Raw genomic sequence first — 20,255 nt, forward strand, 5'->3', positions numbered from 1 at the left:
AAACACAATTGCATAGTTGTTTTATTGAAGCCGGATTAATAAAATCAGAAAAAAGCCAGAAAAAATGCAAAAACACGTAAAAACACCTATAAACTGACACTCCTTTCTTACTAAATTTGTGTACAAAATAACCAATTAATATAAATCAATGAAAAATCTAACCATGAAGTCCAATCAACCAAAGGGATTAAAATTATTACAAAAAATAGGTATTTGCGTACTTGTCCTGACGATAATCGTGTATTATGTTTTATCTATTCAATTTTTAGCCAGTTAAACTTAAATTGTCAAAACGGCTATTTCATTTTGAATTGCATACACCACTAATCCGGCAATATTCCTGGACTCCGTTTTTAGCAATAAATTATTACGGTGCCCTTCGACGGTCCTTGGACTTAAAAAAAGCTGATCAGCAATTTCAGAAGTTGTTTTTTGCTGGCAAATAAGCTGAAGAATTTCTATTTCACGAGGCGACAGAAACCCGGTTTCTAAATTACATTTATTATTTTTTGAGGAAATGATGGTATCCTGAATCGTTTTTAAAACAGTCTGACTGTAATAAAACCCTTTGCGGGATACCTCATTAATAGTGTGGATTAAATCTTTTGGAGTGGTATTTTTTATGAGATAAGCAACAGCTCCAACCTGAATCATATTGGCAACGAACGATTTTGTATCGTAACTTGTTAAAGCTATTATTTTTATGTCCGGATAAACTTTCCGGATAATTTTTGTGGCTTCGACTCCATTGAGAACAGGCATTTTCAAATCCATGATAATAATATCCGGTTTTATTTCATTGTCTTCCAAGCGGGAAATGAGTTCTTCTCCGTTGGAAGCTTCAAAAATAATTTCGATATTTTCTTCTCTTTGAAGTAAAAAAGAAATTCCTTTCCGAAATAAAATTTCGTCATCGACTAAAGCAATTTTAATAGCACCGCTCATTTTTATTTGGTTTTGGTCGTTTATTCTGCCGAAATTACAAAATATGCTTTGAAAAAAAAGAAAAACACCTTTGTTTATTAGTAAAAATTTGACTTTTGTCTTAAATTCTACTTTAAAAAGTAAACATTACAGCAATACCATTGCCTGATTGTGAATTTATTTGGATTGTCCCCTCCAGAAAAGATACTCGGCTGTCTATATTTTTCATACCAAGTCCTTTTTGGTTTTCTAATTCTTCCATATCAAAACCTAGTCCGTTATCTTTATAATTACAGATTTTAACCTGATGATCATTGCTGAAGGCAATCCAGATTTCGCTGGCTTTTCCGTGCCTTATGGAATTGTTCATTAATTCCTGCAGGATTCTGAAAACATGCAGATGGCGATCAATATCCTTGTCATCAAAATCAATTTCATTTTTATAATAGACCTTTACCGCTTTAGAACTTTCGAACTCTTCACATAGTTCTTCAACAGCAGCATGAAGTCCAAATTTCTCAAAAACGGGCGGTAACAAATTATGCGCAATTTTTCTGGAATTCTCTAAAGCCTTTGTTGTGAGATTGATAATGTTCTCTGTAATTTCAAAAGTTTCTTTCTCAGTTAAGTCCGGAGCGGTCAGTAAGTGACTGTTTAAGGACACAATATTCAGTTTAGAACTGATGTCATCATGCAGATCCTGAGCAATACGTTTTCGTTCTTCTTCCTGGGTGACAATAATGGCATGCAACTGTTCCTTTTGATACTGCAAGACCAAATCTTTCTTTTCCAGTTCTTTCTGGATGATTTTTTTTCTTGAAAAATAGAAAAAGATGACGAGGGCAATTGCCATAACCATAAAAAAAAGAGATGTGTACAGTATGATAGCAACAATCTCTTTTTCAGGAATTGAATTCATACTCATATAAACCTGTTTATTTCACTTTGATAACAAAACCAATTACACATAAGTACAATTTAAAATTAAGAAATCGTCTTTTTATAAAAACTTTTTTTCCATTCGTACAAAACAAATAACTGATTTACTAAAACTAAAACAGCATTTAATGTCCAGCTTAGAAACTTCAGATTTTCGCTTAATCCAATTGTCAGGTTACCTACTAAAAACAAAATTGTGCTTGCCAGTAAATAAATAATGATTCCAATTGTAATATAGTAGTACTCTTTTTTCTCCGTAAGCATGTCGTACAAATGCAAAAGTGCAAAAAACACGACCAATAAAGAGGTGATAGTAATTTCTAATAAGTTAAACTTAAAAAACATACCTGGATCAAAGAAGTACTGAACGGCTAAAACCACTAATCCGGCACAAGTTCCGGTCAGGATTATTTTCTTTTTCAAGACATCTTTCACCAGTAAAAAATAGAATACTGCCAATACTATTAACTGTCCGACGAAGTAAAAATGAGACATAAAGAGGTTTACTTTTTTACAGTAAAGCAAAATGACACAAATAAGCTGTACAACAACTAATAATGCAAGGTAAGCAGTAAAAATTTTATAGGCCTTTCCAAATTTGGAAAAGCCTATAATATATAAAATAAGGTTAAGTATTAAAAAAAAATAACCTGTATTTGCAATTAATTGATACATTTTTAAGGATTCATAGGACTTGAAGGATCCCCATTTGGAGGACATGGCTGTGTCATATTATAAACAACACCTCCACCGTCAGTTGTACTACCTTTAGCGGCAGATCCTGTTTTGAATACATCTTTGTAAATACCCGTTTTAGTATCTAGTTTTGTACCCACAAACATTAAAACCTGCTGACCTGCATTGTTAATTCCTTTGTAAGCACGTACCGCATCGATATCCTGATCCAGTACTTGTCTCAAAGTTTCTAATGGAATTAGATAGGCGTCCACTTTGTTTTTACCATCTTCTTCAAGACCAGATGATTTTCTGTATTTTTCAGCCCATACCTGACCTTCAGCCAAAGGAATTTCAACACTTCCTAAATTCTCGTTTTCTAACATAATATAATTTTGTTTTTGGTTACAAGTTAATATGCAATTATTTTACGAATTGCATTGCTAAACTACAGAATTATATTAAGAAAATTCACAATAAGACATAAAAAAAAAGCCTTAAAATAAGGCTTTACATTTTCTTAAAACGGAACATCACTATCGTCATCGTCATCATTTAGATTACTGCCAAAGGCTTCATTGGCCGAAGGCAGATTTTTGGTTATAAACGGATTTTCCTCATGATTCATCTTAGAAGGCAAATCGTCATAATTACCTGAAAAATCATCAAGGTTATCAAATTTTCCAAGATGTCCTATAAATTTCAATCGAACGTTTTCAATACCACCATTACGGTGTTTCGCAATCATTATCTCTGCCTGACCTGTGGTTGGTGAAGCCTCGTCATCATCCCATTCGTCAATTTTGTAATATTCAGGTCGGTATAAAAACGAAACAATATCGGCATCCTGCTCAATCGCTCCGGATTCACGAAGATCCGATAGTAACGGACGTTTACTGGAACCACGTGTCTCAACGGCACGCGACAGCTGCGAAAGTGCAATTACCGGAACGTTTAGTTCTTTTGCCAGAGCCTTTAAATTTCGGGAAATTGTAGAAATCTCCTGCTCACGATTTCCTCCTCCTTTACTATTCCCTCCGGCAGTCATCAATTGCAAATAATCGACAATGATGATTTTAATCCCGTGCTGGGAAACCAGACGACGGCATTTTGCTCTTAAATCAAAAATAGAAAGCGAAGGCGTATCATCAATAAACAATGGTGCTTTTTCTAAGTTTTTAACTTTGGTACTCAGCATCTCCCATTCATGGGGTTCCAATTTACCCGTACGTAATTTTTCTGACGACAAACCTGTTTCTGATGAGATTAACCTGGTGATTAACTGAACGGATGCCATCTCCAAAGAGAACAATGCTACCGGATGTCCGAAATCAATCGCCATATTTCTGGCCATCGAAAGTACAAAGGCGGTTTTTCCCATCGCCGGTCTCGCCGCAATAATAATTAAATCACTCGGCTGCCATCCGGAAGTCAGCTTGTCTAAGTTCGTAAAACCGGTTTCAACCCCGCTCAGACCTTCTTGTTTTGCAATTTCTTCAATACGTTTTTTGGCCTGAAGTACTAAACTCTGCGCAGTTTCGGAACTACGTTTAATATTTCCCTGTGTTACTTCATAGAGTTTTGATTCGGCTTTATCCAGCAAATCAAATACGTCTGTTGTTTCATCATAGGAGTCTTCGATAATTTCAGTCGAAATGCGGATCAAACTTCTCTGAATAAACTTTTGAAGAATAATACGGGAGTGAAATTCGATGTGCGCGGAAGACGCTATTTTTTGTGTAAGCTGAATTAAATAAAAATCACCGCCAGCCAGTTCTAATTTTCCATTTTTTTTAAGCTGGGTAGAAACGGTTAACAAGTCAATTGGCTGTGTTTCGGTAAAAAGCTGAACGATTGCTTCAAAAATAAATTTGTGTGCATCTTTATAAAAAGCATCAGCCTGCAAAATATCAATTACATCATCTACCCCTTTCTTATCAATCATCATGGCCCCAAGTACAGCTTCTTCTAAATCAAGTACTTGCGGAGGCAATTTTCCTCTTTCTAAATTAATAATTGTGGTTTTATCGACCTTTACAGGATTTACATTCTTGAAATTTTCCATATAGCGAAAGTAGCAAAATTTAAAAAAAAAATGCTATTGAGTTATAACTATTAATTGTTTATAAATATGTTTTTTTTGTTCATAACCAAAAAAAAATCCGAAACGGCGAGGCTTCGGATTTTTAGATAATTTGTAAGAATTTACTCTTTATACTCGCCCATTTTACTATATTTGTCCATTCTCTGGGCAATTAAATCGGCTGTTGATAAGTCTTTCAATTCGTTATAACCTTTGGTAATATATTCCGCTACTGTCTTGAAAGTAGTTTCGCGATCATAGTGCGCTCCTCCCAGTGGTTCCGGAATTACATCATCTACTAATTTTTGTCTTTTCATGTCGGATGATGTCAGTTTTAAAGCATCAGCTGCACGTTCTTTGTACTCCCAGCTTTTCCATAAAATGGAAGAACAGGATTCCGGTGAAATTACCGAGTACCAGGTGTTTTCCAACATATATACTTTATCTCCTACACCTATTCCCAAAGCCCCTCCCGAAGCACCTTCACCCACAATAATGGTAATGATTGGCACTTTTAGACGAACCATTTCGAAAATGTTTCTTGCAATAGCTTCTCCCTGTCCTCTTTCTTCAGCTTCAAGTCCCGGATAAGCACCAGGAGTATCTACAAGAGTTAAAACCGGAATACCGAATTTCTCCGCCATTTTCATCAAACGCAACGCTTTACGGTATCCTTCAGGATTGGCCATACCGAAATTACGGTATTGACGTGTTTTTGTATTATATCCTTTTTGCTGGCCCACAATCATAAAAGATTGTCCGTTTACTTTTCCTAAACCACCAACCATGGCTTTATCGTCTTTAAAACCTCTGTCGCCATGAAGTTCTAAAAAAGTGTCACCACAAATAGCCCTGATATAGTCTAAAGTATAAGGCCTGTTCGGATGTCTTGACAATTGTACACGTTGCCAGGCCGTAAGGTTTTTATATATTTCTTTCTTGGTTTGTTCTAATTTCTTGTTGATTTCCTTACAAGTTGGCGTAACATCAACGTCAGATTCTTTTCCAATTATAACACACTTTTCTAATTGTTCTTCAAGTTCTTTTATTGGAAGCTCAAAATCTAAATATTCCATGGATTTTTGAATTTTGTTTGTAAATCGAACCGCAAATATAAAAATATTATATCATTGGCAGAATTAAATGTTGTTTAATATATAAAAATGCAATTTAAAAATAAGGTAAATATTACACTTTTTTCTTATTTTGATAATGTTTAAAGACGCCGTTTAAAATAACTGTAATGACAATTATTACCGCACCGATATAAAATTCCGTGCTCATTTTTTCTTTTCCGCCAAGAATGAAATACGCGAGAATAATCCCGTAAACAGGCTCTAAATTAGTGGTTAGCATAACCGTATATGGCGTTAAACGCTGCATTACTTTTACAGAAGCCGTAAAAGCATAGGCCGTACAAACTGATGCCAGCACCAGGAGCAAACCCCAATTGTTTAATGACATTGAAAAGAAATCCGCCTTAAATTTTCCCTGAAATAAAAAATAAACAGAGATAAAAAAAACACCGGCTCCAAACTCATAAAAAGTAATTACCGATGGCTCGTGGTCTGCTATTAATTTTCCATTCATAAGCGTAAACAATACCCCCAGAATAATGGAAGCCAATGCAAAATAAACGCCTTGCAGGTATTTTATTTCCACTTGAAGGATCAGTCCTAAACCTCCGATAATGATAAGTCCGAAGAAAACTTCGTACCACAGGATTTTTCGTCCATAAAATATGGGTTCCAGCAAAGAAGCGAAAAATGCCCCCAGTGAAAAGATGGAGAGTGTGATCGAAACATTGGAAATATGAATGGCTTTAAAAAAGAAAATCCAGTGTAAAGCAATCAGGAGACCTACAAAAATAAGCTTGAAAAATTCTTTCACGGGAACTTTAAAAGATTGTTTCTTGTAAACAATAAAAATACCCAGAAAAATACCGGCAAGAAGCATTCTGTACCACACCAGATTTTCAGCATCGATGGTAATTAAAGCGCCCAAAATGGCTGTAAATCCCCAGATAAAAACAATTAAATGAAGATTTAAGTAACTTTTTAAATTATCGTTTCGCATTGCGTAATAGGTAAACGGCCAGAATTCCAAAAACAATATTCGGGAACCACACGGCTAATAAAGGTGAGAAAGTAGATTTTTCGGCAAGAGTACCAAATATTTTATCAAAAAAGACAAAAGAAAAAGCAATTGCGATTCCGATTGCCAGATTTGTTCCCATACCTCCACGACGTTTCATTGAAGAAACGGCAACGGCAATAATAGTCAGGATAAAAGCAGAAACCGGAACACTGTATTTTTTGTACAGTACCACCAAATAGGTATTAATATTCCCTGACCCTCTTTTTCTTTCTTTTTCAATAAATTTATAAAGTTTCCCTAAACTTAAAGTTTCAGCAATATAAACCACAGGAGTTAAATCTTCTAACTCAAATTTAAAGGCCATATTTTTTTCAGGAACCTTTTCAATTACATCATTTAAGTCATTGACTGTTCTTTTCGTATAATCGTAAAGGACATATATTTTTTTCTTCGGATCCCATTTGATGCGGCTTGCGGTAATTTTATACTTCAGCTTATCCTTTTCAAAATGTTCTAAAGAAAAATTAAAGGCCGTCTTCGACTCTTCATTGAAACTATTCACGAAGATAAAATCATTGTCATTAATTTGTCGGTACACATTGGTGTTTTCACCCCGCATCAGCTGTTTTCCGTTTCCTTTCAGATACGTATACCTAAAATTATTAAACCCCTCACTGGCAGCAGGAACAATGAAAAAACCCATTAATAACACAAAAACCGAAATAATACTGGCCCCAATGATATAAGGTCTCAAAAATCGTGTAAATGAAATTCCTGAACTCAGAATAGCAATGATTTCTGTGTTATTCGCCAGTTTTGAAGTAAACCAGATTACCGATAAAAACAAAAATATCGGAAATAAGGAGTTCGCAAAATAAATGGTAAAGTTATAATAGTAGATCGCGATATCCATAAATGGAATCTTGTTCTCCAACATCTTATTCACCTTTTCAGAAACGTCGATTACAATTCCGATTGGAATAAACAACATGATCATCACCGAAAAAGTGGCTAAATATCTTTTTAATATATACTTATCTATTATTGTTAGCATAGATTTTTTTGTTTTTCTTGTTTCATGTTTCAGGTTTCACGTTCTGTTGGAGAGAACCTGAAACCTGAAACAAAAATAACCTGAAATTTTTTACAGTCGTTGACTCATGTTTTTAACCATCATTTCTTTCCATGGTCTGAAATCCCCTGCTAAGATATGTTTTCTGGCCTCACGAACCAACCACATATAGAAACCAAGATTATGAATCGTTGCAATTTGCTTTCCTAAATATTCATTAGCAGCAAACAAGTGACGCAGGTAAGCCTTTGTATATTCTGTATCCACAAAGGTATGTCCCATTTCATCGATTGGGGAAAAATCAGCTTCCCACTTTTTATTTTTAATATTAATGGTTCCGTTTGACGTAAACAACATACCATTTCTGGCATTACGCGTTGGCATTACGCAATCGAACATATCGATTCCTAAAGCGATATTTTCCAAAATATTAATCGGAGTTCCAACTCCCATCAGGTAACGGGGTTTGTCTTCCGGTAAAATTTCGCAGACTACTTCGGTCATTGCGTACATTTCTTCAGCAGGCTCCCCTACTGACAAACCTCCGATCGCATTTCCCTGCTGACCGGAATTCGCAATATATTCTGCAGACTGACGACGTAAATCTTTATAGGTACTTCCCTGAACAATTGGAAAAAAAGTTTGCTCATATCCGTATTTATAAGGAACTTTATCTAAATGACTGATACAGCGATCCAGCCAACGGTGCGTCATGTGCATCGAACGCTGTGCATATCTGTAATCACACGGATAAGGGGTGCACTCATCAAAAGCCATGATAATATCGGCTCCGATGGTACGCTGAATTTCCATTACATTTTCAGGTGTAAAAAAGTGGTACGAACCATCGATATGGGATTTAAATTTTACCCCTTCTTCCTTAATTTTTCTGTTATTCGAAAGTGAATATACCTGATACCCGCCCGAATCCGTCAAAATATTACGGTCCCAGTTCATAAATTTATGCAGTCCTCCCGCCTTTTCGAGAATTTCGGTTTGCGGACGTAAATATAGGTGATAGGTATTTCCAAGAATAATGTCCGGATTGATATCTTCTTTCAATTCACGCTGATGCACTCCTTTTACAGAAGCAACTGTTCCGACAGGCATAAAAATAGGCGTTTCAATTACGCCGTGATCTGTAGTAATACTCCCCGCTCTCGCTTTTGATTGCGGATCTTTTTGTAATAAATCAAACTTCATCTGTTTCTTTTTTCAGTCGGCAAAGATAGTTTAATTTGAGGAAAATCTAAGTAATTAGAGAATTAGTCAATTAGAAAATTAGATAATGATTTTGATGGGCTGCAAACCTGGTTTTTTAATTAGATAATTTGTCAATTAGAAAATTAGATAATGACTTTTATTGTCTTCCAATCTTTTTAATTAGAAAATTTGTCAATTAGAAAATTGGATAATGAGTTTGATGGGCTTTAAACCTGGCTTTCTAATTAGATAATTTGTTAATTAGAAAATGAGATAATTGTCTCAGATCGGAATAACCCGACTGCATCTGCGTTAGGGATAGCAGCGGCATCCTTTTGTGACACAGGTCCGGTCTTAGTTGACAATGATTTTTCCGGAACAAAAGATATAGCGGATAGCCCGACCCTTGGGGAACGCCCAAAATAATGAAGTCAAAATAATGTAAAAGGTACAATATCCGGACAATAAAAGTGTAACAGAAACAGAGGATTGATTGTTTAATTTAGTAAAAAAGAAAATTTAATTTAAAACATAGAAATCATGATAAATTCAGAAGAGAAAGACGCCATAAAAGAAAATCAGATTGAAAAAAACCTGGAGCAACTGGATTATCCGGCATCAGAAGACATCTATAATAATGAGGAAAAGCTAAAAGACATCGATCCGGATCATATTACCAATGGCAAGACCATTGACGAAAAAGAAGGAGAATGGAATGAAAATTCATTTGACATCGATAAAGAGGACAAAACCGGAGAAGATCTTGATGTTCCTGGTTCTGAACTGGATGACACACAGGAAGAAATCGGATCTGAAGATGAAGAAAATAATTATTACAGCGAAAGCGATACGAATTAAAATTATTCATCATACTAAATTAACCGCTTTTTTTGCCACAGATTATAAGGATTACATAGTTTTTTTTTAAAATCACTTGAATCCTTATAATCTGTGGCAAAACGTTTATAGCACACAACAATACTTTATTGTTTTTCTAAGATCAATAAAAAAATAAGCAAAATTTAACAATTCTGACAAACTAAAGCAAAAAATCATTTGTCTCCCCGCAAAATAACAATTACTTTTGCGTTAGTTTAACTTTTACACATAAAATGAAGCCTAACACACAACAATTAAGCGATTTAACTATCCAAGTAAGAAGAGATATCCTTCGTATGGTACATGCTGTAAACTCAGGCCACCCGGGTGGATCACTAGGTTGCACAGAATTTTTGGTTACTTTGTACCAAAACATCATGGACCGCAAAGAAGGTTTTGATATGGACGGAATCGGAGAAGATCTTTTTTTCCTTTCCAACGGGCATATTTCTCCAGTTTTTTATAGCGTTTTAGCCCGAAGCGGTTATTTCCCTGTTTCAGAATTAGCTACGTTTAGATTATTAAATTCCCGCTTACAAGGGCATCCGACAACTCACGAAGGATTACCTGGTGTTCGTATAGCTTCAGGCTCATTAGGACAAGGTTTATCTGTCGCTCTTGGGGCAGCTCAGGCGAAAAAATTAAACGGAGACAATCATATCGTTTACAGTCTTCACGGTGATGGTGAATTACAGGAAGGTCAAAACTGGGAAGCGATCATGTATGCTTCTGCTAAAAAAGTAGATAATATCATTTCAACTATTGACCTTAACGGAAAACAAATTGACGGAACAACCGATCAGGTTTTACCTATGGGAAGTATCCGTGCGAAATTTGAAGCTTTTGACTGGGACGTTCTTGAAATTAAAGAAGGAAACAATATCGATGCCATCCTTGCAGGTCTGAATGATGCAAAATCAAGAACCGGAAAAGGAAAACCTGTTTGTATTTTATTATATACTGAAATGGGTAACGGAGTTGACTTTATGATGCACACTCACGCATGGCACGGAAAAGCGCCAAACGATGAGCAATTGGCAAATGCATTGGCTCAAAACTATTCTGCAGATCAAATCGATTATTAAAAAACCATAAGCCTTAAGCAGTAAGCTTTATGCCTATTGCCTACAGCCTATTGCGTACAGCAAAAAAACAAAAATGAAAAAATATACAAATACAGGAAGTAAAGATACCCGTTCAGGCTTTGGAGCGGGAATGACTGAATTAGGTGAGAAAAATGAAAATGTTGTTGCCTTATGTGCCGATTTAATTGGTTCATTAAAATTTGATGATTTCAAGAAAAACCATCCGGAACGTTTTTTCCAGATTGGTATTGCAGAAGCCAATATGATTGGTATTGCGGCAGGTTTAACCATTGGTGGAAAAATTCCATTTACAGGAACTTTCGCTAATTTCTCTACGGGGAGGGTTTACGATCAGATTCGTCAGTCTGTGGCTTACTCGGATAAAAACGTAAAAATTTGTGCCTCTCACGCCGGATTAACACTTGGTGAAGACGGAGCAACGCACCAAATCCTTGAAGATATTGGTTTAATGAAAATGCTACCGGGAATGACTGTAATCAATACTTGCGATTACAATCAGACCAAAGCAGCTACTCTTGCATTGGCAGATCACCATGGTCCTGCGTATTTGCGTTTTGGACGTCCGGTTGTACCTAATTTTACTCCTGCGGATGAGCCTTTCGTAATCGGAAAAGCAATTTTATTAAACGAAGGTACCGATGTTACTATTGTAGCAACAGGACATTTAGTTTGGGAAGCGCTTATTGCTGCCGAAGCTTTGGAAGCAAAAGGGATTTCTGCTGAAGTAATCAACATCCATACAATTAAACCACTTGATGAAGAAGCGATTCTAAAGTCTCTTGCCAAAACAAAATGTGTGGTAACCGCTGAAGAGCACAACATTCTTGGAGGCCTTGGAGAAAGCATTTCAAGAGTAATGGCTTTGAATACTCCTGCTCCGCAAGAATTTGTTGCCGTAAACGATAGTTTTGGTGAATCCGGAACTCCTGAGCAATTGATGGACAAATACAAACTGAACAATCAGGCGATTGTTGAAGCTGTAGAAAGAGTTATTAAAAGAAAATAATTTAAATTTTTCTTACTTACATACAAAACCTCGAAAGTGATTTCGGGGTTTTTTTATATAACGAAATAAACAAACCACGCTCAAAACCCAAATTGTCACCCTGAGCGAAGTCGAAGGCTTATGAAAAACAGAGCTGTGCATTGACTGGAAACCCTAATTTTAAGGCTTCTCAATAGCCTCCTGCTTTAGCTGGAGGAATTTTGTATGACGAAAACGTTGGCTTTAGCCAAATATATGTATTTTGATGAGCTTGTTCCCCACTATATTATAAAACTCTATTCAAATATATAACGACTAATAATCACGCAAAGTCGCAAAGCCGCAAAGTTTTAAGAGTATGCTCGAACCCCGATTGTCACCCTGAGCGAAGTCCAAGGCTTATGCAAACAAAACCCGGTTACTAACTTTAGACTATTACCTTTTTAAAGCATCTCAATAGGCTCCTGCTTTAGCTGGAGGAATTTTGTATGACGAAAACGGTGGCTTTAGCCAAAATGTATGCATTTTGATGAGTTTGTTCCGCACTACAGTATAAAACTCTATTCAAATATATAACGACTAATAATCACGCAAAGTCGCAAAGCCGCAAAGTTTTAAGAGTATGCTCGAACCCCGATTGTCACCCTGAGCGAAGTCGAAGGCTTATGCAAACAAAACCCGCTTACTAACTTTAGACTATTACCTTTTTAAAGCATCTCAATAGCCTCCTGCTTTAGCTGGAGGAATTTTGTATGACGAAAACGGTGGCTTTAGCCAAAATGTATGCATTTTGATGAGCTTGTTCCGCACTACAGTATAAACCTCTATTCAAATATATAACAACTTAATAATCACGCAAAGTCGCAAAGCCGCAAAGTTTTAAGAGTATTCTCGAACTCCAATTGTCACCCTGAGCGAAGCGAAGGCTTATGAAAACCAGAGCTGTGCATTGACTGGAAACCGTAATTTCTAAAGCATCTCAATAGCCTCCTGCTTTAGCTGGAGGAATTTTGTATGACGAAAACGGTGGCTTTAGCCAAAATGTATGTATTTTGGTGAGCTTGTTCCCCACTATATTATAAACCTCTATTCAAATATATAACGACATAATAATCACGCAAAGTTGCAAAGCCGCAAAGTTTTAAGAGTATTCTCGAACTCCAATTGTCACTCTGGGCATTCTATTATAAAAACCAAAAACTCACAAATACAAAAAACCCCGAAATCAATTTCGGGGTTTTCTATATATTATTTAAAAGTCACTACGGTTTAGGCGTATGATGTGCTTTATCAACATGAAGTCTTAATCGGTTTGGTGAAGTATAATCCGGCTCACCAGTGGCTGCAAATGCAGGAATACCCCTTGGCTCCGTTTCATCTGTATTAGGTGTATTAGGATTATCTGCAATAGGAGCAGTAAAAGGATAATATTTACTAATTCCGTAGTTAACCGGAACCCCATTTTCTATAACAATACCCACTTTATCTTTTGGTTTAGTAATCTCCAGTAAAGTCGTAAATCCATCCCCGTCATCATCAACATCAATAAAATCAGCAAGACCGTCTCCGTCAGTATCATCAGCTAAATTAGCCGGCGGCTTAGGATATTTTGTTGTATTTCTCAAGTCATAAAGATAGCCATCCTTGTTCAGATCTTCCTCAAAATCAAAAACACCATCAAAATCATGATCTAGCCTTTGAAGTCCTAATAATTTAAAACTAAATACCAGACAAGAATAAGCCGGTATATCGGTCTGTCCCGAACCATAATATGCCAATCCTGAAGGTAAAAACATTACACCTGCTCCATAATTGTCATATGTTATCGTACCACTGCCATCGGTTGCCGCTGTCGCTGTACCTGTTTTAAACTTAGGAAAAATTTCTGACCAGCCTTCTATTACAGAAGTAGTCAAATAAGGCTCTAAGCTAAAATCTCTCGGTATTCCGTAAGAAGTATCAAAAACTTTTCCATTCAAGGTATTCCCTGAATAAGAAGCCGAAATTTTATCGTAATTAGTTGGAGCCTGCCCTGTACCTTGTCTCAAAACCAGGTAATACACTTTATAAGTAACATCATTACTGTAAACATCTCTTGATTGTATAGGATATTGAGTCTGATCGAAAATAGAAACCTGAGTGCCTCCTGCCGGAATTTTAGATATCTTAATATCATAATTAGCCGAAACACTTTCAATATAATTACTCTTTAAATATTTCATAATGGAATCACTGTCAGCTTTGTACTGTTCCTTATAATCTCTTAAAGGAACTATTTCCGCATCGTCATCACTTTTATTACAAGAAACTATAGCAATACCCGCAAGTAATAAAATAAAATAATATTTAAATTTGTTCATTATTCTTAATTTTTTAGGTGCGCAAGATACAATATTGATTTATTTTTGTAAAGATTTTAACTTCTATTTTAGAAAAATTATGAGAATAGATAAATACCTGTGGTGTGTACGTTACTACAAAACCAGAAATATGGTTACCGAGGCTTGTAAAAAGAACCATGTTACAGTAAACGGACAGGTTGCAAAACCTTCAAAAGAGATTTTTCCCAGTGATAAGATTACCTTTAGAAAAGACCAGATTACGCAAATCATCACCGTTCTTGACATTCCGGAAAGTCGTGTGGGGGCAAAACTTGTTGATATCTACAGAAAAAACGAAACACCGGCGGAAGCTTATGCGCATTTAGAATTACTAAAACTATCCAAAGAACATTACCGCAAGACCGGAACCGGCAGACCTACCAAAAAGGACAGAAGAGACATTGACGAATATGGCAATGATATTATTGACGAAGAAGAAACGGAGTAAATTTCAATTTTTTAAATTCCAAATCCCAATTTGAGAAGGAAATTCCACGTTTTAATATTGGAATTTGGAATTTATACTATTGGAATTTCAAATTTCATATAGTGGAATTTAAAACCCTAAATTTGTATTTTAGCAAAAAAAATAATCATGAACAAGAACATCATCTTAACGAATCAGGAAATCGAACATAAAATAAAACGTATCGCATATCAAATTTACGAGACTTTTGTTGATGAAGATGAAGTTGTGATTGCCGGAATTGCCTCGAATGGATCTGTTTTTGCCCAAAAAATAGCCGTAGCTCTGGGGAACATCTCCACTCTTAAGGTTTCCCTTTGCGAAGTCACGGTAAACAAACAAAATCCGCAGCTGCCTATACAGACCTCTTTAGCTGCCAGCGAATACTCTAATAAAGGATTAGTACTTGTAGACGACGTCTTAAACTCGGGAACTACCTTAATATATGCAGTTCGTCACTTCTTAGACGTTCCGCTTAAGAAATTCAAAACTGCAGTACTTGTCGACAGAAATCACAAGAAATACCCTGTAAAAGCCGATTTTAAAGGGATTTCACTTTCAACTTCATTGCTGGAGCACGTACAGGTTGTTTTTGATGAAAATGGCGGCGATTACGCTTTTTTAAGCTAGTATTCCCATAATATCCTGAACCGTTTCTTCGACAGATTTATTATCAACCGAAACTTTATGTTGTGCCTGGTTGTAATAAAAGCTTCTGTCGAACAAATGTTTTGCGATAAACTCTCTCATTTCTTCCTCGTTCATATTAGCGATCAAAGGGCGTTTGCTCTTGTTATGAATTAGTCTCTTATATAAAGTCTCTATGGAAGCTTTTAAATAAATCGAACTGACATCTTCTCTTTTCAGTAATTCATGGTTATTGGCATAACATGGCGTTCCTCCGCCCAAACCAATTATACTTTTTTCGGACGACTGAAGCAATTCTACGAAAATTTCATGCTCTAATTTTCTAAAATAGATCTCACCATGCTGTTCGAAAATCTCATTTACAGACAAATTTGCTTTTTTTTCGATGCATTTATCCAAATCGAGAAACGGAATATTTGTAATTTTTGACAAATTTTGGGCAATTGTTGACTTTCCGCAACCCATATAACCTAATAACACAATTTTTTTCATATTAATAAAACCTTATAAACTAAGACGTTGTGAACTTTTCGTAAAAAAAGACAAATTTATAATAAAAATGCTTGGAAACTTCGAAAATAACTCCTTATATTTGCACCCGCATTCAAGGAATTAAATGACTCGATAGCTCAGTCGGTAGAGCACATCACTTTTAATGATGGGGTCCTGGGTTCGAGCCCCAGTCGGGTCACAAATTTTGTGATTAACAAATTAGATTCCTTGATAGCAATGACTCGATAGCTCAGTCGGTAGAGCACATCACTTTTAATGATGGGGTCCTGGGTTCGAGCCCCAGTCGGGTCACAAAGGTCGAGTAATTTATATTACTTGACCTTTTTTTATTTACGGCCACGTGGAGAAACGGTAGACTTGCCATCTTGAGGGGGTGGTGCTCGTAAGGGCGTGTGGGTTCAAATCCCACCGTGGTCACAAGAAAATTAAAAGCCTGCAAAATCAATTTTGCAGGCTTTTTTTGTCCGGCAGATTAAAGACAACCCTATTGTCCCTTTTACATAAAACTCATTCTTACCTTTCCTAATTTGTTTTTATTTGCATAATGAATGTTCCCAGACAAAATCAGACTATATTTGGCCATTATTAACAGAGAACAGCAAGATGATTACGTAACCTCTTATTCAAAACTCAGAATTCTTGTTTCAAGTCATAATGTTGAATAAACAAAATTTCCTAAAAACAACAACCTTTGTTCGTTCCAGATCCTTTTAGGCTTTTTTATTTATTTTTTCACAACCAACTAAACAGCTCCAATACTATGACATTGATATCCAAAGAAAAATTTTCGGAAGCTTCCGGCCTTTCAAAAATTCCCATACCCGGACTATCCTCTTATTTAATGAAAGTAATGAAAATTAACAATTTAAATACAATGGTCAAAGAGGCAGGCAGCATCGAGGGTGCGGATTTTGCCAATTTTGCTTTAATGAAAATTGGCGTAAAAGTCCAGTTTGATGCTGCTGAATTACTGAATATCCCCCGTGAAGGAGCTTTTATAGTAATTGCCAATCATCCTTATGGAGGCATTGAATCACTGGCCCTGTTAAGTACAATTGCAAAAATACGTCCTGACACGCTGTATATGGGAAACTTTCTATTGAAGGAAATTCCAAATCTTGAAAAATGCATTATTGCCGTAAATCCATTTGAAAACGTGCAAAATTCTGCGAGTATTACCGGACTCAAAATGACACTCAAAGCCCTTGCAGACGGCATTCCGGTTGCCATATTTCCCGCAGGAGAAGTTTCGTCCTATAACTTCAAAACAAGTGAAATAACAGACCCGGAATGGCATCCTGTAGTCGGGAAAATCATCTGCAAAGCAAACGTTCCTATTTTGCCTGTATATTTTCACGGAAATAACGGGCTTTTCTTTAGTATGTTAAAAACAATTCACCCCATGTTACAAACTTCAAAACTAATATCGGAGCTTTTTAACAAACAAGGATATATACTTAAAATGACTATAGGAAAAACCATTCCTATAACCGGAACAAAAGATCCTTTACTGCTAAAAAACCTTAGAAATAAACTGTATGCCTTAAAAAGCAAGTCCCATAATAATTGATAGCCGCTGAAAAATCCATTACTAGTAACAATATTTTTTTATTTACTAATCATTATTTTTTACAAAAGAAATTCTCTTACAAATAAATCTTTCTTAAATTCGTCACAGAATTAATTAACCTACTAATCCCAAATTAGTCTATGAAACATTTATTATTACTATCATTTCTTATGATTACGTGCTCCGGTATTGCACAATCTGCAACCGGTTATTTTGACAAAGCCATGAAAAAGGCGGAAGCAGGAAACACTAAAGGTGCTATTGCCGACTACACCAAAGCAATCAGCATGAATTCAAAATTTGTTGAGGCCTACCAAAACAGAGGAGTGGCAAAGTACAAACTCAATGATCTAACAGGAGCTTTGGCTGACTTTACCAAAGCAATTGAATTAGACACCATGAATTCTGACGCTTTTACAGGAAGAGCCAATGTCAATTACAAACTAATGAATTACGATGCCTCTATTGAAGACTGTTCGTATTGTCTTATGATGAACCCTAAAGATTACATTGCTTACAACTTAAGAGGTTTGGCTTATAACAAAATCGGTGACAGGAAAAAATCCTGCAGTGATTTCACCAAAGCAATAGAATTAGGAAGCAAAAGTGCCATAAAAAACAAAGCTACCTTTTGCAAATAAAAGTAAAAAAACAAAACTCATAATAGAAAAGCAATCTGCGAAACTTCATTTTTCAGATTGCTTTTCTGCTTCTGGGCTTCCCTGTTTTCATATTAAAATATCACTACATTTGTTACCCTAAATTAAATTTTAATGGTGCTTCTGAAAAAAAATAAACCACAACGCTAAAACAGATATAAATTCCGGATTCGGAACTAACGCAAATAGTTACGGAGGAAGATTTGTCAACAAAAACGGAACACCCAATATCGAAAAAAGAGGTATGCATTTACTGCGCCGAATCAGTTGGTATCATACCATGATCGAAATGCCCAACTGGAAATTCATGCTTATTTTGTTTTCCTTTTATATCATCATCAATTTTATTTTTGCAATTGTTTATTATGCTATCGGAATACAACATCTGGACGGAGTAAATGCTTCGGGAAATTTTTTAACCCAATTTGGACAAGCTTATTTTTTTAGCGCCCAAACGTTCACCACCGTAGGCTATGGACATATCAGTCCAACAGGATTTCTGACCAGTGCCTTATCTGCCGCCGAAGCCTTAATTGGCCTATTGAGCTTTGCCATTGCAACGGGTTTGTTTTTTGGAAGATTCAGTAAGCCGACAGCTTTTTTAAAATTTTCACATAATGCCCTTATCTCGCCCTATGGTGACAAAAAAGGATTAATGATCCGCCTTGTCCCTTTTAAAAATACCAACTTAACAGATGCCAAAGCAAAAATAACACTTGGAATGAGTGTTGAAGAAAACGGCACTATGACGAACAAGTTCTATAATTTAGAACTGGAACTCGACAAAATTAATGCACTCTCATTAAGCTGGACTTTGGTACATCCAATTACGGAAAATAGTCCTTTATATAATTTTACCGAAGAGGATTTCAGGAAAACGCATGGTGAAATCCTGGTTTTCATTACGACCTTTGATGATATGTTCAGTAATACTGTTGCTGCAAGAACCTCCTATACGTTTGATGAAATTATTTATGGTGCAAAATTCAAAACAATGTACAACAGAAGTGAGGATGGTTCCAGAACTATCCTACATCTGGACAAATTAAATCAGTATGAGACTACATAATTTCCAATATTCCCTGATTTTAAGCAACTATGAAAGGTAATCTCAGATTTTATTCTATTTTTGTTTACCAAATTGTATCATAATGATAAACAACATAAAGACTGTTTTCAGCATAAAAGACCTCGAAAACTTATCTGGAATAAAAGCACACACGATTCGTATCTGGGAAAAGAGATATAATATTCTTGAACCTATGAGAACGGATACCAACATCAGACTTTATAATCTACAAAACCTACAGAAGCTCCTAAACATAACATTATTACACGAATACGGTTATAAAATTTCAAAAATTGCAACTTATCCGGAAGAAAAGATTCCACAATTGGTCCGTGAAATCATCTCAAAAAAGAATTCTCAGAACTATGCCATTACCTCATTCAAAATGGCCATGATGAATTTTGATCAGGAAATATTTTTCAACACTTTTGACTGGCTTATTTCTGAAAAAACGTTTAAAGAGGTTTTCAAAGAAAATTTCCTTCCCTTATTGAAAGAATTAGGATTACTATGGCAATCTGAAACCATTACCCCTGCAAATGAACATTTCATGAGTCATTTGATTCAGCAAAAAATATTGATTTATACCGAAAGTCTTCAAATACAAAAGCCAACCAAAACGGATCGTGTTTTTGTACTTTCTTTACCGCTCAATGAAATTCACCAAATCGGATTACTTTACCTGCAATACGAAATTTTATCGAAAGGCTACAAAACCATCTATTTAGGAGAAAGTATGCCCATCGAAAATCTTCAGGATCTTACGAGACATTTTGACAACATCACCTTTATATCCTTTATGACCGTTCAGCCGGATCGCGGGCTTATCAATCAATATGTCAAGTCCATGGGACAAAAGTTATTGCTGAAAAATAACGAAATCTGGCTTATGGGAAAGATGGTCGAACACATTGACCAGAAAAATTTACCTGAAAGAATACGCATTTTTAATTCTATGACAGAAACAATAGAAAGAATATAATTTT

At 35.8% G+C, this 20,255-nt stretch carries 20 protein-coding genes and 3 tRNA genes; 12 read left to right on the forward strand and 11 right to left on the reverse strand.

Going from position 1 to position 20,255, the window contains the following annotated elements:
* Positions 1–279 precede the first annotated feature (279 nt).
* The 9 genes from LPB89_RS14005 to tgt form a co-directional block, all read right to left on the reverse strand.
* On the reverse strand, positions 280–945 hold the full coding sequence (locus LPB89_RS14005) for a response regulator transcription factor (RefSeq protein WP_230702386.1): 666 nt from the start codon (positions 943–945) through the stop codon (positions 280–282).
* 112 nt (positions 946–1,057) lie between these two features.
* Positions 1,058–1,849 (reverse strand): sensor histidine kinase, encoded by a 792-nt coding sequence (locus LPB89_RS14010; RefSeq protein ID WP_230702387.1) that lies wholly within the window; start codon positions 1,847–1,849, stop codon positions 1,058–1,060.
* A 59-nt stretch (positions 1,850–1,908) separates the two neighbouring features.
* Positions 1,909–2,358, reverse strand: a complete 450-nt coding sequence (locus LPB89_RS14015; protein WP_230702388.1) for a hypothetical protein — start codon at positions 2,356–2,358, stop codon at positions 1,909–1,911.
* A gap of 182 nt (positions 2,359–2,540) precedes the next feature.
* On the reverse strand, positions 2,541–2,924 hold the full coding sequence (locus LPB89_RS14020; RefSeq protein WP_230702389.1) for a hypothetical protein: 384 nt from the start codon (positions 2,922–2,924) through the stop codon (positions 2,541–2,543).
* A gap of 134 nt (positions 2,925–3,058) precedes the next feature.
* On the reverse strand, positions 3,059–4,603 hold the full coding sequence (gene dnaB / locus LPB89_RS14025) for a replicative DNA helicase (protein WP_132038315.1): 1,545 nt from the start codon (positions 4,601–4,603) through the stop codon (positions 3,059–3,061).
* Between the two features lie 140 nt (positions 4,604–4,743).
* Positions 4,744–5,697 (reverse strand): acetyl-CoA carboxylase carboxyltransferase subunit alpha, encoded by a 954-nt coding sequence (locus LPB89_RS14030; RefSeq protein ID WP_132038316.1) that lies wholly within the window; start codon positions 5,695–5,697, stop codon positions 4,744–4,746.
* Positions 5,698–5,809: 112 nt separating this feature from the next.
* The gene (locus LPB89_RS14035) at positions 5,810–6,697 is read right to left on the reverse strand and encodes a DMT family transporter (protein ID WP_230702390.1); all 888 of its coding nucleotides are present in this window, start codon (positions 6,695–6,697) and stop codon (positions 5,810–5,812) included.
* Entirely contained in the window at positions 6,684–7,772 is a 1,089-nt protein-coding gene (locus tag LPB89_RS14040; protein WP_230702391.1) for an LptF/LptG family permease, read from the reverse strand. Before LPB89_RS14040 ends, LPB89_RS14035 begins: the two co-directional genes overlap by 14 nt.
* A gap of 90 nt (positions 7,773–7,862) precedes the next feature.
* On the reverse strand, positions 7,863–8,993 hold the full coding sequence (gene tgt, locus LPB89_RS14045; protein WP_007807692.1) for a tRNA guanosine(34) transglycosylase Tgt: 1,131 nt from the start codon (positions 8,991–8,993) through the stop codon (positions 7,863–7,865).
* Positions 8,994–9,533: 540 nt separating this feature from the next.
* Between tgt and LPB89_RS14050 the strand changes: the two genes are divergently transcribed.
* The 3 genes from LPB89_RS14050 to LPB89_RS14060 all read left to right on the forward strand — a co-directional run bounded on the left by LPB89_RS14050 (position 9,534) and on the right by LPB89_RS14060 (position 11,984).
* Positions 9,534–9,851 carry a hypothetical protein gene (locus LPB89_RS14050; protein WP_230702392.1) on the forward strand — a complete coding sequence of 106 codons (318 nt, stop codon included), beginning with the start codon at positions 9,534–9,536 and terminating at the stop codon, positions 9,849–9,851.
* Between the two features lie 254 nt (positions 9,852–10,105).
* Entirely contained in the window at positions 10,106–10,957 is an 852-nt protein-coding gene (locus tag LPB89_RS14055; protein ID WP_154339353.1) for a transketolase, read from the forward strand.
* Positions 10,958–11,030: 73 nt separating this feature from the next.
* The gene (locus LPB89_RS14060) at positions 11,031–11,984 is read left to right on the forward strand and encodes a transketolase family protein (protein ID WP_230702393.1); all 954 of its coding nucleotides are present in this window, start codon (positions 11,031–11,033) and stop codon (positions 11,982–11,984) included.
* A 1,241-nt stretch (positions 11,985–13,225) separates the two neighbouring features.
* Here the strand turns inward: LPB89_RS14060 and LPB89_RS14065 are convergent.
* The gene (locus tag LPB89_RS14065) at positions 13,226–14,323 is read right to left on the reverse strand and encodes an FKBP-type peptidyl-prolyl cis-trans isomerase (RefSeq protein WP_230702394.1); all 1,098 of its coding nucleotides are present in this window, start codon (positions 14,321–14,323) and stop codon (positions 13,226–13,228) included.
* A 79-nt stretch (positions 14,324–14,402) separates the two neighbouring features.
* Here LPB89_RS14065 and LPB89_RS14070 point away from each other — a divergent pair, with 79 nt between their 5' ends.
* Positions 14,403–14,792, forward strand: coding sequence for an RNA-binding S4 domain-containing protein (locus LPB89_RS14070; protein WP_230702395.1), 390 nt, complete (start codon positions 14,403–14,405; stop codon positions 14,790–14,792).
* Between the two features lie 147 nt (positions 14,793–14,939).
* The gene (locus LPB89_RS14075) at positions 14,940–15,440 is read left to right on the forward strand and encodes a phosphoribosyltransferase domain-containing protein (RefSeq protein ID WP_127339785.1); all 501 of its coding nucleotides are present in this window, start codon (positions 14,940–14,942) and stop codon (positions 15,438–15,440) included.
* Here LPB89_RS14075 and LPB89_RS14080 read toward each other — a convergent pair.
* A complete protein-coding gene (locus tag LPB89_RS14080) occupies positions 15,432–15,950 on the reverse strand; it encodes a shikimate kinase (RefSeq protein ID WP_230702396.1) in 519 nt (172 codons plus the stop codon). The genes LPB89_RS14075 and LPB89_RS14080 overlap by 9 nt on opposite strands.
* A gap of 126 nt (positions 15,951–16,076) precedes the next feature.
* Between LPB89_RS14080 and LPB89_RS14085 the strand changes: the two genes are divergently transcribed.
* The 7 genes from LPB89_RS14085 to LPB89_RS14115 all read left to right on the forward strand — a co-directional run bounded on the left by LPB89_RS14085 (position 16,077) and on the right by LPB89_RS14115 (position 20,251).
* A tRNA-Lys gene (locus LPB89_RS14085) sits at positions 16,077–16,149 on the forward strand.
* A 40-nt stretch (positions 16,150–16,189) separates the two neighbouring features.
* Positions 16,190–16,262, forward strand: a tRNA-Lys gene (locus LPB89_RS14090).
* Between the two features lie 43 nt (positions 16,263–16,305).
* Positions 16,306–16,388: transfer RNA gene (locus LPB89_RS14095), tRNA-Leu, on the forward strand.
* Positions 16,389–16,731: 343 nt separating this feature from the next.
* Positions 16,732–17,541: a hypothetical protein gene (locus tag LPB89_RS14100; protein ID WP_230702397.1), complete on the forward strand. Its 810-nt coding sequence runs from the start codon at positions 16,732–16,734 to the stop codon at positions 17,539–17,541.
* Between the two features lie 140 nt (positions 17,542–17,681).
* On the forward strand, positions 17,682–18,182 hold the full coding sequence (locus LPB89_RS14105; RefSeq protein ID WP_230702398.1) for a tetratricopeptide repeat protein: 501 nt from the start codon (positions 17,682–17,684) through the stop codon (positions 18,180–18,182).
* Positions 18,183–18,333: 151 nt separating this feature from the next.
* Positions 18,334–19,269, forward strand: coding sequence for an ion channel (locus tag LPB89_RS14110; RefSeq protein WP_370635543.1), 936 nt, complete (start codon positions 18,334–18,336; stop codon positions 19,267–19,269).
* A gap of 82 nt (positions 19,270–19,351) precedes the next feature.
* Complete coding sequence (locus LPB89_RS14115; protein ID WP_230702400.1) at positions 19,352–20,251, forward strand: MerR family transcriptional regulator; 900 nt, start codon at positions 19,352–19,354, stop codon at positions 20,249–20,251.
* Positions 20,252–20,255 lie beyond the last annotated feature (4 nt).

Source organism: Flavobacterium sp. ENC (genome assembly GCF_020991415.1).
GTDB lineage: Bacteria > Bacteroidota > Bacteroidia > Flavobacteriales > Flavobacteriaceae > Flavobacterium.